We start from the raw sequence: 17,200 nt of genomic DNA, 5'->3' as shown, positions 1-17,200 counted from the left end.
GTGGACAGACCGGTCGCGTTCTGTGGGCCATGTGTCGGGCCGTCGCCGCCACCACAGAGAGTGTGTCGAAATCTGTGACTGCCAAACCGGGTGTGTTCGCCACAACCGTCTTGTACTGGCCAAGCGATGCGGTACCAAGGAACGGTCAGGGGTACGCCTACCCTCGGATGAGAAGTCTGGACTGCGGTACTCGGGGACGATGTGGAGCCGGTACTTCGTTACAGAATTCAGTCATTATCGAGAAATAGTTCGGCCAGCGTAAATTTTAATTATGTAGTCTCGATACTGTACAGGAGATGATAGACAGAAATCACGTACGCTCAGTAGCACTCAGCATACTGCTCGTTTTCTCGGTTATCAGCGCGGGCCTCCTCGGAAACGCCGCTGCTGTCCCGAACGGGCAAAGCGAGTTAGCAACGGGAAACGGCCAGACGGCGACACAGGCGGCACCGGCCGATGCGGTGACCTGTCAGCTAGACGGTAGCTGTCCGGTAGCTGATAGCTCGGTCGACCTCAACAACAGCGGTGCCGGCGTCGACGTGCTTATCGACGGGAGTCATCAGGGCTCTACGTTCACGGAGTTCGCGAACCGACTCAGCGAGCGCGGGTACGACGTCGACACGAAGCGGTCGACGACCGGCGGGCTGGACTCGTGGAACGACTCCTCCGCAAGCGGACTGTCGGACTACGACGTGGTCATCATCCCCGTCCCACAGACGGCCTACAGCGAGGCCGAACAGGCCGCAATCGACGAGTACGTCAGAAACGGCGGGAGCCTGTTCGTCGTCGGGGACTGGACCTCGCCGCTGCAGGGCCACGCCGGCAAGCTCAACGACATCACCGACCCGTACGGCCTGCATTTCAACGGCGAGAGCGATACGTGGCTCCGGAACATCCAGGACCCGACCAACAAGACAGTCGAGGAGTACGAGTGGCGCGTGGTTCTCCACAACACGGGCCGCCATCCGATAATGAACAACGTCGACACCGTTGAGTACGACGGGGTCAGCCTCAACGTGACCGACACGGACAACGGAACGCAGGCCCCGCTCCTGTACGGCGACGAGGACACCTACGAGTACACCTACTCCACCACCGAAGAGGAGTTCCCGCGCGGCGAGCGCATCGTCGGCGCGGCCGCGGCGTGGGACATCGGCCAGAACGGGCGTGTCGTCGCCTTCGGCAGCCAGAAGTCGCTCACGACGTATCTCACCGACGAGTGGCAGGCCGACCACCAGCAGACGGACACCCGGCCCTTCCTGTTCCGGACGGTGAAGTGGCTCGCGGCGTCGGGTCACGTCGAACGGCCCGACAGGCCGGTCGCCGTCACGGGCGAGCGGATCAAGGGCGGCGAGACGCCGGCGGACGAGACCATCGTCCTGAAAAACAGTGAGATAGCGGTCGCCATCGGGACCGAGAGCAACGGCCCCTTCGGCACGCTGCCGGGCGGCATCTACGACGCCAACGCCTACGGACTGACGACCGACCAGATAGGCGTCGCCGAGTTCGCGTTCGACAACTTCGGCACGTGGCCCGTCTACGAGTCCTTCGAGCGCCAGAACGCCACCGGACCGAACGGCGCGGCGGTCGTCACCGCGACCGGCCACGTCAGCACGAGTCCGAACGTCTCGGTCACGACGACGTACACGCTGCCGGCCAACTCCAGTCACGTCTGGATAAACACGACGATGGAGAACGGCGGCGACCAGCGCCTCCCGGTCAACGACTCCGAGCGCCTCCAGAGCGGGGCGGCACTGAGTTCCGAGGGCCAGTCTACCTGGCTCCCCGGTTCGGGGGCCATCGAGGAGACGCGCGCGCCGCCGGTGAGCGCCGACTCGCTCACCCAGCCGTGGGCCGCGCTCACCGGCGACCGCGTCAGCTACGGCGTCTGGGGCGGGAACGGCTCGTTCACCTCGTACACGGCCTCCTCGACGTGGGTCGACCCGTGGCTCGAACACCGCCTCGACCCCGGCGAGACGCAATCCGCGGAGTTCGCCTTCTTCGTCGGCGCGGATGGCTCCAGCAGCGCGACCAGCGAGTACTACAACCGGCAGCGAGGAACCGGGTCGGGGAGCGTGACCGGCACAGTCGAGAGCGCGGACAACGAGTCCGTCTCGCGGGCGACGGTCACCGCCTCGACGGACGGCGGCGAGTTCACCTACACCGTCGGGACCGACGCGGGCTCGTACGACCTCGACCTGCCCGCCGGCGAGTACACGCTCCGGGCGGAGGCACAGGGCTTTGCGCCCTCCGAGTCCAAGAGTGTGACCGTCACCGAAGGCGAGACGACCACCGCCTCCTTCGACACGCTCGAAGGTCCAGCGCCGGTCAACGTCACCACATCGCTGAACGACAGCGGACAGGTCAGTCCGGCCGACGCCCGTATCACGGTCCTCGACGAGGGGACGGCCGTCAGGACCGTCTACACGCAGACGACGCCGGCCGGCACGGCCTCCTTCGAACTGCCGCCGGGCGACTACACGCTCGTCCTGAACCACGGGACGGAGTACACCACCGAACCGGTCCGGAAGAACATCTCCGTGACGCCCGGCGACGCGGTCACGGTCGACGCCACGTTCACGGAGGAACTCGACCCCAGCGAGAACGACTGGGTCGGCGTCGACCCACACGCCCACAGCAGCGTCAGCTTCGACGGCAAGACGCCCATCGACAACTTCGTCGCCATCCAGAAATCGGCGGGCGTCGACGCGGTGTTCATCTCCGACCACAACGCCATCGGCGGCTGGGGCTCGATGCAGTCCCAGGCCGAAGAACGCGACGTGCTGTTCATCCGGAGCGAGGAGATTACCACCGGCGACCTCGGGCACTTCAACCCCTACCCGATGCACGGCGAGGAGATGATCGACTCAGACGGGACGCTCGTGGAGTTCATCGAGGAGTCCCGCGCCCGCCACAACGCGACCGTCTTCCAGATCAACCATCCCGGTGACCGCTTCGTCGACCTCTCGGAAGCGCCCGGACAGGAAGCGGAGTACCTCCCGATGGTCGACGCCATCGAGGCGTACAACGGCGAGTACGGCGCCGGTGACGCAAGCAGCGTCCAGGGGCTGTTCAACCTCTGGAACCAGGGCTACGACATCGCCGCGACCGGCGTCAGCGACGACCACTGCTCGCAGTGCTTCCCGGTCAAGTACGGCAGCGCCCGCACGCGGGCCTACGTCGAGGGCCCCGTCACCGCCGACAAGTGGGCCCAGTCCGTGAAAGACGGCCACACCTACGCGACCTACGGCCCGGCCGTGCAGTTCACCGTCGCGGACCGGATGCCCGGCGAGACCGTGAACGCGACCGCCGGGTCCTCGGTGGAAGCGTCCGCGACGGTTAGGAACCTCGACGAGCTCGCCTACGCCCACGTCATCCGGAACGGGACGACCGTCGCGAACGTCACCCTCGACGGCACGAACGACACCGTGAGCACCGACGTTGCCGTGGACGGGGACGCCTGGGTCGCGTTCCGCGTCGTCGACGAGGACGGCGACCGGGCGCTGACCAGTCCGGTCTGGATTTCGGCCGCTCAGCAAGCCGAGTCCGGGACCGACGGCAACGGTGAATCCGGCGGCGCCACGGGGACCGCGACGCCAGTGGACACCACCACCGAAACCCCGACGACGACGGCAGCCGACACTGCGACCGCGGAACCGGAGACGACCGCCACGTCCGGGCCCGGGTTCACCGCCGTCGCCACGCTGCTCGCGCTCGTCGCCGCGGCGTTGCTCGCGACGCGACGGGGGACGTAAGCAATGCCTGACGCCAGCCAGCGACGGACGCGACGCGGGTTCCTCGGAGCCCTCGGGCTGGCTGTGGTCGCCAGCGCCGGCTGTAGCGGTCTCGGCGGAACCCAGAACGGCCACCCGGGCGGGGTCGGTGCCAGCGGGCCGACGGCCACGCCCGACGCGGGTGAGGCGCCCACACAGACAGACGACGGGGGACATCACGACGAGAGCGGACACACCCACACCGACGGCGGCGGGGAACACACCCACGGCAGCGAACACGCGAATAGCGACCCCGAAGTCGCTGGCGAGACCGAGCTTGCAGCGTTCGAGTCCCACCTGCGGGAGTGGTTCGTCGACGTCGACTCGCTTGCCGTCGAAGACAGCCGCGTCAGGCTGACCTACGTCACCAAGAGCACGCGCAGCCACGAACTCGCCGCCGGCATCGAAACGGTCGTCGTCTCGTTCATCCAGGCCTACACGGACGACTGGGGGGTCGAGGGCCTCGACGCGGAGGTGATCGAACCGTCCGGCGACGTGATGGGCTACTGGCGGACCGAGTCACGCTGGGTCGAACCGGTCGTCGAGGGCCACGAGACGCGGACCGCGCTCCTCGAACGGACGCTCGATACGTACCACGGGCGACTCACTCGCGACCACGACCACGGCGGCGCCGACCACAGCGGGAACGAGAGCAGCCACCGGCACGACAACGGGACCGAACACGCGGACCACTGAGTCACTACCGTCACCGTCGTTTACGTAGCGGTGGTACGGTCGGTTCGGAGAAAGGGACGTAGAGCTACTTAGACCTTCAGCAACGACAGCAGACTGACGCCGACGTCGAAGTACTCGATGAGGCGATAGCCGACGAGGATACCGAGGATGCCCATGACGCCGGCGAGGTTCGGCGGGGCCGGAATGGGGACGTCCAGCAGTCCGAACACGACGCCGGTGGCGACGCCGGTCATCGTCGCGATGATGACGAGCGAGAGATTCATCGGTCGGTCACCGCTGTCCCACAGCGAGGACCCGTCCAGTCGCGTCCCGGAACGCCCCGAGAGCGGTCGGCGGGTGTGTTTGTAGAGTGTGTCATTGGTGACATAGTGGACGGGTTCGAGCGGTAAGTATGCTCCTCCTCGGGACAGCAGTGGTGTGATCTAGCACACAACAGCCATGGATGGTTCCGTTGGGCGAGAGCTACGGCTGTATCTCCGAAAGTCGCGGTTCTTAAGCATACGTTATCGATATGTGGCTCTGTTTGTTACGCATGTATACCCATATGAGACAGGATTGCAGAGAGTATGTCGTGAAAGGCAGATATATGGAAAAGAGTACAGACAGATAGGGTCGAGAGCGGCCCATTGTGAGATGAGTTCGACCAAATCGGAGCGGACACCGTAGGGGTTGCCGACAGTCTCCGGTAGGCTGGAGTTTATAAGCAAGCCACGGGAAGTGGTGACGATGCAAGCCGTTCAGTTCGACAGTCACGGCGACCGTGATGTACTCGAGTATGGCGAATTTCCCGACCCCGAACCGGACCGCGACGAAGTCGTCATCGACGTGAAGGCGGCCGCGCTGAACCACCTCGATATCTGGAGCCGGCGCGGCCTCCCCGGAATCGACCTCGATATGCCACACATCCCGGGCAGTGACGCCGCGGGTGTCGTCGACGAGGTCGGCGACGGCGTCTCACGGTTCGAACCGGGCGACCGAGTGGCCGTCCTCGCCGGCAAGAGCGGCGGCGGCGACGAGTTCACGCGGAAAGGGGACCCGACGCTCGCGCCGGACTTCCACATCATCGGGGAACACGTCCGGGGCGTCCACAGCGAGTACGCCGCCGTCCCCGCCGAGAACCTCACACCGGTCCCGGAGGGCGTCGACTGGGAGACGGCCGCCGCGTCCCCGCTGGTGTTCCAGACCGCCTGGCGGATGCTCCGGGACCGTGGTGACCTGAAATCCGGCGAGTCCGTCCTCGTCCTCGGGGCGTCGGGTGGCGTAGGCCACGCAGCCGTCCAGGTCGCCGACCACGCCGGCGCCGAGGTGTTCGCCACCGCCAGCAGCCAGGAGAAACTGGACTACGCCGAGGAACTGGGCGCGGACCACACCATCAACTACGAGGAGGCGGACTTCGCGAGCGAGATCCGTGACCTGACCGGCGGCCGCGGCGTCGACATGGTCGTCGACCACATCGGCGCACAGACCTGGCAGGACTCGCTCAAGAGCCTCGTCAAGGGCGGTCGAGTCGTCACCTGCGGCGCGACCACCGGCGGCAATCCGGAGACGGACCTCAACCGCATCTTCTGGAACCAGTTACAGGTCATCGGCTCGACGATGGCCACCCCGGGGCAGGCCGACGAGGTGCTTGACCTGGTCTGGCAGGGGGAGATGGAGCCGCGGGTCCGCGAGACGCTGCCCATGAGCGAGATCGCCCGGGCACACGAGATAATCGAGGACCGCGAGGGCTTCGGGAAGGTCGTCGTCGTTCCCGACAGCGAACTGTAGGACCGGCCACCCCGTTTCGCCGTCACTTCGCTCCGAAGCGGGCCGTCGCGAACTCCTCGAAGGGAGCCGAGTACTGCATCAGCATCGTTCCGAGAATACTCATGACGAGCACGTAGGCGACGGTGAAAGAGTAGACGGCGTTGGCTAGTTCGGACGACAGCGACGTACCTGCGCCGGTCAGCGCGACGGCGGCGATAATCAGGGAGAACTCGCCGCGAGTGACCATGCCGAGGCCGACGCGCATCGACCGGCGCGGACCGAGGTCGTACGCACGGCCGCCCAGGTAGCCCGACAGGATTTTCGTCGGCGTCGTGACGACGACGGCGGCGGCGACGAGCCCCGCGACGCCGGCGAACAGCCGGGGGTCGGTCTCGACGCCGATCCAGAAGAAAAACACCGCCGCGAACGTATCGCGGAGGGGCTCCAGCAGGCTTTCCAGTTTGTGCGTGTGGGAGGTCGGAGCGAAGGCCATCCCGACGAAGAACGCGGCGACGGCCTCGCTGACGCCGATAGCGAGGGCGAGACCGGAGATGAAGACCGTGATACCGACGGCCCGCACCACCGTGAACTCGTTCGAGGTCGTCTGCAAGGCCCGCTCGAACCACGGCGTCCCGTAGCGGGCCAGGAGCAGGAGTGCAACGATGAACGAGAGCGCGACGCCGACGGACATCGCGGCGGCCCCGACGTCGGACCCGCCGGTGACGAGCGCGGCAGCAATCGTGAGATACACCGCGATAAACAGGTCCTCGAACACGAGCGTCCCGAGCATCGGGTCTGCCTCGTCGTTGGCGATCCAGCCGAGGTCGATGAGAGACTTCGTGATGATGGCCGACGAGGAGATGTAGACGATGCCGGCGACCAGGAAGGCCGCGAGCGGGTCCCGGAACAGCGCGAACCCGAGCACGAGACCGGCCCCGAAGTTGATACCGAGGTCGATGGTCCCCGCTCTGGTGATGCGCTCCCAGCTCTCCAGCAGCCGGTCGAGATTGAACTCCAGTCCGAGGAAAAACAGCAGGAAGACGATACCGAGCTCCGCGCCGAGTTCGACGAACTCCGAGGACTCGACGACCGGAAGGCCGTAGCCGGCGACGGAGAACTGCCCCGCGACAGACGGCGACAGCACCATCCCGATGATGATGTAGAACGGAATCACCGACTTGTTCAGCCACACAGCGACGAGCGTGGCGGCCGCGACGGCGGCGAACAACACGCCGATACCGAGTAAGTCAGCCACGGCTGTACACCCCCGACTGCTCGTTTACCGCCATCTACAGCTCTCCGCCAAGGAGCTTCTCGAACCGCTCACAGTTGTCGCGTTCGCCGATGACGACGATAGTGTCGCCGGCCTCGATTTCGGCGGTGGACGTGGGGGCGGCAATGACGTCGTCGTCGCGCTGTATCGCGACGACGGTGACACCGGTCCGCTGGCCGATGTCGGCACTCTCCAGGGTCTCCCCGACCAGCGGCGACTCCGCCTCGACCGCGTACCATTCAAGCAGCGTGCCCTCCGACAGCATTGTCTCGACGTGGTTGGATTCGACCGGCTGGAAGTACGCGCCTTCGAGTATCGTGCCGACCATCCGCGCCATCCGGTCGGAGAGTTCGACCAGTTTCTCGGAGTCGGCGTCCTCGCTCTCTTTCAGATACAGTTCGCGGGTGCCCGTGTTGTGGGTCACGACGACCAGTTGCCGGCCACCGCCGATGTCCACCTCGTGTTTCTTCCCCACACCGGGTAAGTCGCTCTCAGTCACGTCCATGGCCCGAGATTGCGGTCGGGCGTGTATAAGACCCGGTGCCCGGTGCCGTGACCGGGCGGTCGACGACGGGGACCCAAAGGTATTAGTGGGTTCCTGCCAACGTTCAGACAAGCAAACTTTCGCTAAAACAACTCAGATTGTTTTAGCGACGGGAGCTACCAATGCCACACGACACACTCCTGCTCATCGGTCGGGACACGTCACGCGCTACGCCCTACGAGACACACGCTCGCCGCCTGCGCGAGCGCGGGGTAGCCACCGACGTGACGGTGCTGACCTACGACCACGAACCCCGTCGGGAGTTACGCGACGACCTGGTAGCCATCGACGCCGACCGCGTGTTCGCGCTGCCGATGACCGTCGCTCACGACCACACGACAGTGACGGACGTGCCGGCGGCGCTCGACGCGGTCGACGCCGAGACGCACTACTGCGAGCCGGTCGGACGCAGTCCGCTGCTGACCGAAGCCCTCCGGGACCGCGCCGCGACGGCAGTTCCCGAGACCGCGGACTCCTCGGTCGCGCTGGTCGCCTTCGGCTCCAGCGGCAAGCCGTACCAGCGCCAGGTGACGGAGTACCACGCCGAGCGCCTGCGCGAGCGCTCGGCCTTCGGCGAGGTCGAACCGTGCTATCTGCTCCAGAACCCCGCCGTCGAATGTGTCAGGTACAGCCTCACCCACGACCACGCCGTCGCCGTGCCGCTCTTTCTCGCACCCACCGACGCGACCGAGACGCAGATTCCCGCCAGGCTCGACCTCGACAGAGGCGGGCTCGCCTACACCGACACGCTGGGCGACCACCCGCTTGTCACCGAGGCCGTCGCAACCGCCGTCGAGACGGCACGGACCATGGCCGACACGGGCACACCACAGACGTTCGAGGCGACGCTGGCCGCGACAAACCGCCCGATGGCGACCGACGGCGAGGGCGATTAGGCCGTCGCGGGGCGGTCCGGACCCAGCGAGAGGAAGCGATTTGTACCCACGGTACATTCTGACACGTAGATGGTTCGCCGACGGGTGGCACAGACGCGGGAGCAGGTCACAGAGAAGCTAGTGGCCGCGCTGGTCGAGGAACACTCCCCGCAGGAGGTCGCTGTGAGCTTCAGCGTCGGCGTGTTCCTCACCGCCTTGCCGACGCTGGGCACCGGGTTCATCGCCTTTCTCGTCCTCGCGTACCTGTTCAAACAGCTCAGCAAGGTCGCGCTGTTCGCGTCTGTGCTGGTACTCAATCCGCCGGTCAAGTGGGGCGTGTACGCGACGAGCTTCTGGCTCGGCAATCAGATTCTGGGGCCGGTGCCCGGGATATCGTTCGACGGCGTCTCTGTCTCGATGGGCGGCGACGTGCTGGTCCGACTGTGGACGGGGAACGTCATCCTGGCCGTCGTGTTCGCCGCTGTCGGCTACGTGCTCGCGTTCCGTGTGATAAACGAGTACAGGCGGCGGCAGCGAGGTACCGCCGGGGTTAGCTGACCGGGGCCGTCGTCACTCGCATCGGACGACGAACACCGTCAGGTCCGAGAACCGGGTGTCCTCGCTGCTGTCGCCGCCGGCCTCGGCTGCGAGGTCGCCGACCGTCGTCGCGGTCCGGGCCTCGTCGTCGTGGGTGAGTCGTTCGTAGACCAGCGCCGGTAGCTCGGGGTTCCCACCGGCGTCCAGCAGCTCGGCCGCGATGTCTCCGGGCATCAGGTCGAAGGGTCGTGGCAACACGAGCAGGTGGCGCTCGCCGACGTCGCGTCGGAGGCGGTCGAGGTCGGCCGAGAGGTCGCCGCTCTTGTGCAGCGTGACGAAGGTCGTGTCCTCCATCGGCGTCCGCGCGCGGCTGGCCGCGACCTGGAGCGAGGAGATGCCCGGCACGACCCGGACCGGCCGGTCGACGGCGCGCTGGACCTTCCCGACGAACTGGTACCCCGAGTGGTTCGGGTCGCCCATCAGCACAGCGGTCCCGCGCTCGCCGTCGGCCACGCGCTCGGCGAAGGTGTCCAGCGTGTCGAGTTCGTCCCGGTAGCCACAGGTCAGCAGGTCCGCGTCGGTCCGGTCGGCGACGAAGTCGACGACGGTCTCGAAGCCGACGACCACGTCGGCCTCGCGGATCGCCTGCTCGCCCCGCGGCGTCAGGAAATCGAGGTTCCCCGGACCGATGCCGACGGCGTGGACCGGCCGGTCGGCGTCGGGGTCCTCGGGCACGCTCGCCGCGATAGCTGCCGGGTCCGAGCCCGAGTCGAGGTCGTAGTCGTCGTCAGTCATCGAGGGAAACCGCCCCCTCGCGGCTCGCGGGTCGTCCCTCCCCACTCGCTCGTCCCGAGGGGGTGGTCATAGGTCGACCACCCCCTCGCGCACGTCGCTTGCGACGTGCACCAGTTCGTTCGTCAGCCCGGCGGCCAGTCCGCTCCCGCCGCGACGGCCGACGTTCGTGACCGCCGGGACGCCGTGTTCGGCGGCGACCGCCCGGAGTCGCTGTCGGCTCTCGGCGGCCTTGACGAAGCCGACGGGCGTGGCGACGACGACCGCCGGGCGCGTGCCGTCCTCGATGCAGTCCGCCAGGGCCAGGGCGGCCGTCGGCGCGTTCCCGACGACGGCGATGGCCCTGTCGTAGACGCCCTGCCTGTCGAGTTCGAGTACCGACGCCGCCGTCCGGGTCATCCCGGTCTCGGCGGCCAGTTCCGCGCCGTTGCCGATGGCCTTCTGCACCGGACAGTCGTGGCCGCGGCCGGTGATGCCGGCCTTGACCATCGTGATGTCGGTGACGATGGGCTGCTCGTCGAGCACAGCCTGTGCGCCGGCCCGGACGGGTTCGTCGTCGTCCGCGCCGGTAAAGCGCATCAGGTACTGGAACTCGGGGTCGCCGGTCGCGTGGACGGACTTCTGGCGGACCCGGTCGGCCAGCGTCTCGTCAGGGACGAGTTCGCGCACGCGGTCCATCGACGTCTCGGCGATGTCCATCGCGTTCGAGGTGGTCGCGCCGAGGTCGGCGTACTCCTCGAAGTCGTCGTCGCTGTTCGTCTCGCCGTCTGTCGCGTCGTCTGCGTCGGCGGTTTCACCGCCTCCGCTCGCTTCGCTCTCGGAGACGCCATCAGTCGTCATCTGAGGTCACCTCCTCGTTCGGAGAGCCTCGCTCCGGACCACCCGTCGCTCGGCTCTCCAGGTCCCCGTCCACTTCCAGGTTCAGGTCGCGCAGTCTGTCCCGCGTCTCGTCGTCGGCGTCCCAGAGCCCCCGGTCGATGGCCTCCAGCAGCGTGTCGGTGATAGAATCCAGCGCCCAGGGGTTGACCTCGCGGAGCCAGTCCTGTCGGTCCTCGTCGAAGGCGTAGCGCTCGGCCACGTCGTCCCACAGCGTGTCGCTGACGACGTCGGTCGTCGCGTCCCAGCCAAGCACCACGTCGACCGTCGTCGAGAGGTCGCCAGCGCCCTTGTAGCCGTGTTCCTCCATCGAGTCGAGCCACGAGGGGTTGAGCACGCGGGCCCGCATCGCCTTCCGGACCTTCTCCTCGTTGGTGTAGACGTCGACGTTGTCCGGGTCCGACGAGTCGCCCACGTAGGAGTTCGGTTCCTCGCCGGCGATTTCCGTGACCGCGGAGATGAACCCGCCGTGGAAGGCGTACCAGTCCGAGGAGTCGAACTCGTCTTGCTCTGCGGTGTCTTCGATCTTGACCGTCGCGTCGACCGAGGAGAGGCGGCGTTCGAAGGCCTCGTGGGCGTCGCTGACGCGGCCCCGGGACCCCATCGCGTAGCCGCCCCACTGGACGTACACGTCGGCGAGGTCCGAGCGGTCGTCCCAGTTGCCCTCGTCGACCGCCTTGTTGGTCCCGGCACCGTAGCCGCCGGGGCGCGTGGTAAAGACGCGGTGTTTCGCCGCGCTCTCGGCGTCGCCCTCGTCCATGCCATCCGAGACGAGGTCTTCGACCTCGCGCTCGACGTGTTTCTTCACGTAGTTCATATCGTGGGGTTCGTCGAGGTCGACGACGGCGTCGACAGCGTCGTGGACGACCCCCGCGGCCGCCGGGAAGGCGTCCCGGAACAGGCCGGAGACGCGCGTCGTCACGTCGATGCGCGGGCGGCCGAGTTCGTCGAGGGGAATCGGTTCCACGTCCTCTACGCGGCCGGCGTCGGACCAGACCGGTTCGACGCCCATCAGCGCGAGCACCTGCGCGATGGTCTCACCGCGGGTCCGGACCGTCGGCGTCCCCCAGACGACGACGCCGATCTCCTCGGGGTACTCGCCCTCGTCCGTCTCGTGGCGCTCCAGCACGCCGTCGGCCACCTCGCTGCCGACATCCCAGGCCGTCTTGGCCGGCACCTTCCGCGGGTCCAGCGTGTAGAAGTTCCGGGCCGTCGGGAGCAGGTCGACGCCGCCGCGGGTCGGCGCGCCGGAGCCGCCGGGCGGGACGTACTCGCCCGCCAGCGCGTCGGCGGTGCGCGGAATCTCGTCGGCCGCGCCGGCCACCCGCGGGGCCGCCTCCTCGCAGATGTAGGCCAGCGCGGCACGGAGGTCCTCGTGTGCGCCAGAGCGCACCCGAGCGTCCCCGAGCGGTTCGAGGTCGACCACGAGGAGGTTCATGTTCACCTCCGAACTGCTGTCTTCGAGTTCGCTCTCGGGCACGTCGAAGCCGTGCTCGGCCAGCGTCCGGACGAGGGCTTTGCTCGTCTCGTGGACGCGGTCGGCGGCCTCGGCGTAGGTCATCCCCAGCGCCTCGTCGTACTCGCCCGGCGCGTTCCGGAGTTTGTCGTAGTCGACGCCGAGCACGCCCGCGACGCTCTCGCGCAGCGACGGCGCGCCCGGGTTCTCGAGGCGCGTGAGCGCGACCAGATAGTCGACCAGTCGGTCGTCGGCGGGCGGCTCGCCCATCGTGTGCAGGCCCTTCCGAATCTGGGTGGTCTTCACGTCGGTGAGGTACTCGTGGACGCGCTCGACGAGTTCGTCGATATCGAGGTCCTCGCCGGCGACCTCACCTTCGGCCAGCGTCGACCCGGCTTCGTCGGGGCCGCGGACGTCGGCTTTCTCGTCGATCTCGCCCGCAATCCCGAGTTCGACAGCGAGGTCCAGTTCGTCGACAGTCGCTCGGATCTGTTCGGCGAGGTGGTCGCCGTCGTCGGTCCGGGCGTCCTCCATCCCGGCCTCGCGGTAGCGGTCGGCCAGTTCCTCCAGGTCCGCGAGGTCGTCGTAGGTCCCGGCGTTTCCCATTACCGGCGTCAGGTAGTCCACGATGGCGGCGTAGGAGCGGCGCTTCGCCTGCGTGCCCTCGCCGGGGTTGTTGACGATGTACGGGTAGACGTTCGGGATGTCGTCGATGAGCTGGTCCGGTGCGCTCTCGCCGTCCAGGCCGACCGTTTTGCCCGGCAACCACTCTAGACTGCCGTGGGTCCCCAGATGGACGACGGCGTCCGTCTCGTAGCTGTTGCGGAGCCAGCGGTAGAACGCGACGTAGTCGTGTGGCGGCTGGAGGTCCGAATCGTGGTACACCTTCGAGGGGTCCATCCCGAAGCCACGCGGCGGCTGGACCGTCACGAGCACGTTGCCGAACTCCACGCCGGGAATCGCGAACGGGCGCTCGGGCGGGTCGCCCCACTCCTCGACGACGTTCTCGCGGAAGTCGGCGTCGAGCGTTTCGAACCACTCGCCGTACTGGTCCGGCGAGACGGTGTCGACGCTCAGCTCGCGCACGTCCTCGGGTGCGACCCAGCGGTCGTCGAGTGTCAGTTGGGCGGTGAGGCGTTCGACCAGCGACTGGCCGCTGTCGGGCATCGTATCCCCTAACTCATAGCCACGTTCAGCCAGCTCCTCCAGCAGGTTCACCGTGCTCTCGGGCGAGTCGAGCCCGAACGCCGTTCCGATGCCGTCGTCGCTGGGCGGGTAGTTGTGCAGGACGACGGCGACCCGCTTCTCGTCGTTGGGCGTGTGGCGCAGTTCGGCCCAGTTGACCGCCAACCGGGCGACGTGGTCGATGCGGTCCTCGATAGGGAAGTGCTGTTTCGGCGCGCTCCCGATGTCGGCGGCGTCGTCGGTGCGTTCCTTCCCCGAGATGGGATGGGTGATGACGTTGCCGTCGAACTCCGGCAGAGCGACCGAGAGCGCGAGTTCGAAGCCCATCACGCCCGTGTCGCTGCTGTCGTAACGGGACCGGGAGCGCATCGTCGTCACCGTCTGGATGACCGGGACGCCGAGTTTATCGAGGAACACGTCCTGTGCGCTCTGGCCCTCGTCTTCGGCGCTGCGGCCACGTTCGTCCATCGACAGCGAGAACATGAACGACGAGCAGACGGCGTCGACGCGGGGATTGCCGTCAGCATCGAGGAGCCACTCCTCGGTGACCTGCTCGGCGTTCCACTGCCCCTCGGCGTCGGTCGCCGGCTCGCAGAATATCGGGAGCGCGTTCGCGCCCTGGGCCTCGATGGCCCGGACCTGCGCGTCGACGTAGCGGGTGTTCTCGTGGGTCCAGTGGGACTCGTAGAACCAGACGGCGACGGTCGGCTTCGCCGGGTCGAACGTCGCCCGCAGGTCCTCGATGGTCGCGCCCGGGTGGTCGGGGTGATACACCCCCTCCGTCGGGAGTGTCACCGGGTCGTCGTAGGATGGGTCGGCGTCCCCGTACTGCGCCACGAGGTAGCGGACGCAGTTGGCGACGTTGCTCGCCCCGCCCTTGTCGAGGTAGTCGTACACGGTCTCGCGATGCTCGTCGGGGACCGACGTGTCCTCGAAGGCGAAGGCGTCGCCCGTCGCTTTCACAACGAGCGGGACGCCGGCCTCGCGCAACCGCTCGACGGCGAGGTCGTAGCCGGGCATGCTGTCCTCGGCCCCGTGGAGCCAGAGGACGACGGCGTCGGCGTCGGTCAGTTCGTCGACGAACGCCTCGACCGCTGGCTCGTCGTCGAGGTCGCTCTCCGAGCGCACGACGAGGTCGGCGTCGACCTCGCCCGCGGCCCGCTGGACGGCCCCGAGTTCGTTCTCCGTCGCGGTGTAGAGTCCTAGCTGTGGCATAACGTTATTAAATCTCCGTTTGCACTAATACAAGTATGGTTGTACTCGGCGACGGCAAAAAAGCTTCGCAGGGGGCCCCCTTCGCGGCCGTCGTCGGCCAGCGGGACCTCAAGGACGGGTTGCTGGCCGTCGCGACGGACGACGACCTCGATGGCTTGCTGGTCCGGGGCGAGAAGGGGACGGCCAAATCGACGGCGGTTCGCGCCCTCGCCGACCTGCTGCCCGAACAGCGCGCAGTCGCGGACTGCCCCTACGGCTGTCCGCCGGACAGGCCGGGGGCCCAGTGTGAGGACTGCCGAACGCGGGCGGACCCGCCCGTCGAGACGCGGTCGGTTCCACTTGTCACGCTCCCGCTCGGTGCGACCCGGGACCGCGTCGTCGGCACGCTGTCGGTGGCCGACGCGCTCGACGGCGACCACGAGTTCGACCCCGGCCTGCTGGCCCGCGCGAACCGCGGCATCCTCTACGTCGACGAGGTGAACCTGCTGGACGACCACCTCGTCGACGTGCTGCTCGACGCCGCTGCGAGCGGCCGGAACCGGGTCGAACGCGACGGCGTCACCGTCACCCACCCCGCCGAGTTCACGCTCGTCGGGACGATGAACCCCGAGGAGGGAGACCTGCGCCCACAGCTACGGGACCGCTTCGCCCTCCAGACTGAGGTCAGCGCCTGCGAGGCCCTGGACGACCGCGTCGCTATCATCGACCGGGCGCTCGGGGAGGACAGCGACGAAGGGACACGGGCCGACCCCGACCGCGACCCGGGCGAGCGACTGCGGACCGCCCGCGAACTACTCGGGGAGGTCGACCTCGCCCGCGAGTTCCGCGAGCAGATCGCCGAGCTCTGCCGGGACGCCGGGCTGGACGGTCACCGCGGGGATATCGCCACGGCGCGGGCGGCCCGGACCTTCGCCGCACTCGACGGGCGGACGACGGTGCTCGAGTCGGACATCGAACGGGCCGCCGAGTTCGCGCTGCCCCACCGGCTCACGTCCCGACCCTTCGAGGACGCGCCGGACGTGGACGACGTGCTCGACGACCACTTCGAGGACGAGGAGGGCGATTCCGAGGACGAGTCGGCAGAGGACGACGGGAGTGAGGCGGACGGCGAAGAGGGAGACAGCGAGTCGGCAGATGACGGCGGCGACGCCGAAGGCGGCGGGGATGGGAGCGAACGGCAAGAACGGCGGCCGGACGACGACGACCAGTCCGGTGAGGTGGATGGAGATGAATCGGACGGCCGGGGGGAACAGCCGACGCCCGCATCGGCTGACAGCGACGGCGAGCAACAGGAGACCGATGCGGGCGATGCAGGCGACGAGGGGGCTGATGGGAACGCTGGGGACGACGAGGGGGAAGGCGACCCCGACGACGCCGACGACCCGGAGAGCGCAACCCCACTGCTACCGGGCCAGTCCCGCGCGGAAGTCGGTGACAGCGCTGCGCCCGACGTGGAGGCCCCGTCAGTCGACACCGACGGCGGAAGCGCAAGCGGGCGGGCGAGTGCCACAGACACCAGGCGCGGCGCGACGGTCCGCACCGAGCGCGCCGGCCGCGACGACGAGGTCGACGCCGCGGCGTCGGTCCGGGCGGCGGCCGGGCGCGGGAGCGGCCGCGTCGAGTCCCGTGACCTCCGCAAGTCGGTGCGGGCGGGCGACGCCGAGACCCTGGTGGTGTTTGCCGTCGACGCGAGCGCGTCGATGCGGCCGGCGATGCGGGCCGCGAAAGGCACCGTGCTGGAACTGTTGAAGGACGCCTACCAGGCCCGCGACCAGGTCGCCGTCGTCACCTTCGCCGGCGATGGTGCGGACGTGGTCCTCCCGCCGACCGACAGCGTCTCGCTGGCGGCGCGGCACCTGAAAGACCTCCCGACCGGCGACCGGACGCCGCTGCCGGACGGGCTGACGGCCGCGCGCGAGGTGCTGGACCGGGCGGACCCGGACGCCGGCGTCGTCCTCGTCGTGACCGACGGCCGGGCGAACACGGCCGACGGGAGCCCGGTCGATTCGACCCGGACCGCGGCGCGGACGCTCGGCGAAGCGGCCGACCGGACTGTCGTCGTCGATGCCGGCGACGACGGTCGTGCCGGCCTGCTAGACGTCGTAGCCGAGGAGACGGACGCCTCAGTGGTGCCGCTCGACGCGCTAACGGCTGAACGTGTGGACGCGGTCGCGGACGAACGGTAGAATGAGGCGGAAGTTTTACAATCTTACTTGTTCTTAACGCAAGTGA

The 17,200-nt window shown here is 67.9% G+C and carries 12 protein-coding genes; 6 read left to right on the top strand and 6 right to left on the bottom strand.

Translation table 11 applies throughout. The annotated features are described in order from the left end of the window. Positions 1-296: 296 nt before the first annotated feature. Together KZ498_RS19205 and KZ498_RS19200 are read left to right on the top strand one after the other, a co-directional pair. Positions 297-3,755, top strand: a complete 3,459-nt coding sequence (locus KZ498_RS19205; RefSeq protein WP_312620842.1) for a CehA/McbA family metallohydrolase — start codon at positions 297-299, stop codon at positions 3,753-3,755. Between the two features lie 3 nt (positions 3,756-3,758). Next, entirely contained in the window at positions 3,759-4,469 is a 711-nt protein-coding gene (locus KZ498_RS19200) for a hypothetical protein (RefSeq protein WP_312620840.1), read from the top strand. 68 nt (positions 4,470-4,537) lie between these two features. Here KZ498_RS19200 and KZ498_RS19195 read toward each other — a convergent pair whose 3' ends face one another. Beyond that, positions 4,538-4,732 (bottom strand): XapX domain-containing protein, encoded by a 195-nt coding sequence (locus KZ498_RS19195; RefSeq protein WP_058993102.1) that lies wholly within the window; start codon positions 4,730-4,732, stop codon positions 4,538-4,540. A gap of 463 nt (positions 4,733-5,195) precedes the next feature. On the opposite strand from KZ498_RS19195, the gene KZ498_RS19190 reads away from it, so the two are divergent. Beyond that, positions 5,196-6,236: a zinc-binding dehydrogenase gene (locus KZ498_RS19190; RefSeq protein WP_312620836.1), complete on the top strand. Its 1,041-nt coding sequence runs from the start codon at positions 5,196-5,198 to the stop codon at positions 6,234-6,236. Between the two features lie 22 nt (positions 6,237-6,258). Here KZ498_RS19190 and KZ498_RS19185 read toward each other — a convergent pair whose 3' ends face one another. Both KZ498_RS19185 and KZ498_RS19180 read right to left on the bottom strand, forming a co-directional pair. Continuing rightward, the gene (locus KZ498_RS19185; RefSeq protein ID WP_312620835.1) at positions 6,259-7,470 is read right to left on the bottom strand and encodes a cation:proton antiporter; all 1,212 of its coding nucleotides are present in this window, start codon (positions 7,468-7,470) and stop codon (positions 6,259-6,261) included. 34 nt (positions 7,471-7,504) lie between these two features. Then, a complete protein-coding gene (locus tag KZ498_RS19180) occupies positions 7,505-7,993 on the bottom strand; it encodes a TrkA C-terminal domain-containing protein (RefSeq protein WP_312620834.1) in 489 nt (162 codons plus the stop codon). A gap of 161 nt (positions 7,994-8,154) precedes the next feature. Between KZ498_RS19180 and KZ498_RS19175 the strand changes: the two genes are divergently transcribed. Together KZ498_RS19175 and KZ498_RS19170 are read left to right on the top strand one after the other, a co-directional pair. Next, positions 8,155-8,928: a CbiX/SirB N-terminal domain-containing protein gene (locus tag KZ498_RS19175; RefSeq protein WP_312620833.1), complete on the top strand. Its 774-nt coding sequence runs from the start codon at positions 8,155-8,157 to the stop codon at positions 8,926-8,928. A gap of 69 nt (positions 8,929-8,997) precedes the next feature. Beyond that, a complete protein-coding gene (locus KZ498_RS19170; protein ID WP_312620832.1) occupies positions 8,998-9,465 on the top strand; it encodes a DUF2062 domain-containing protein in 468 nt (155 codons plus the stop codon). Between the two features lie 12 nt (positions 9,466-9,477). Here KZ498_RS19170 and KZ498_RS19165 read toward each other — a convergent pair whose 3' ends face one another. The 3 genes from KZ498_RS19165 to cobN all read right to left on the bottom strand — a co-directional run bounded on the left by KZ498_RS19165 (position 9,478) and on the right by cobN (position 14,968). Continuing rightward, on the bottom strand, positions 9,478-10,239 hold the full coding sequence (locus KZ498_RS19165) for a cobalt-precorrin-7 (C(5))-methyltransferase (RefSeq protein ID WP_312620831.1): 762 nt from the start codon (positions 10,237-10,239) through the stop codon (positions 9,478-9,480). Positions 10,240-10,305: 66 nt separating this feature from the next. Further along, positions 10,306-11,076, bottom strand: a complete 771-nt coding sequence (locus tag KZ498_RS19160) for a precorrin-8X methylmutase (protein WP_312620829.1) — start codon at positions 11,074-11,076, stop codon at positions 10,306-10,308. Further along, positions 11,066-14,968 carry a cobaltochelatase subunit CobN gene (gene cobN / locus KZ498_RS19155; RefSeq protein ID WP_312620828.1) on the bottom strand — a complete coding sequence of 1,301 codons (3,903 nt, stop codon included), beginning with the start codon at positions 14,966-14,968 and terminating at the stop codon, positions 11,066-11,068. Before cobN ends, KZ498_RS19160 begins: the two co-directional genes overlap by 11 nt. 35 nt (positions 14,969-15,003) lie before the next feature. Between cobN and KZ498_RS19150 the strand changes: the two genes are divergently transcribed. Then, entirely contained in the window at positions 15,004-17,154 is a 2,151-nt protein-coding gene (locus KZ498_RS19150) for a VWA domain-containing protein (protein WP_312620827.1), read from the top strand. Positions 17,155-17,200 lie beyond the last annotated feature (46 nt).

The organism is Haloarcula sp. 1CSR25-25, from assembly GCF_032027985.1.
Lineage (GTDB): Archaea > Halobacteriota > Halobacteria > Halobacteriales > Haloarculaceae > Haloarcula.
Note: the sequence above shows the minus strand (reverse complement) of the source record. Positions and strands in the feature narration are given on the sequence as shown.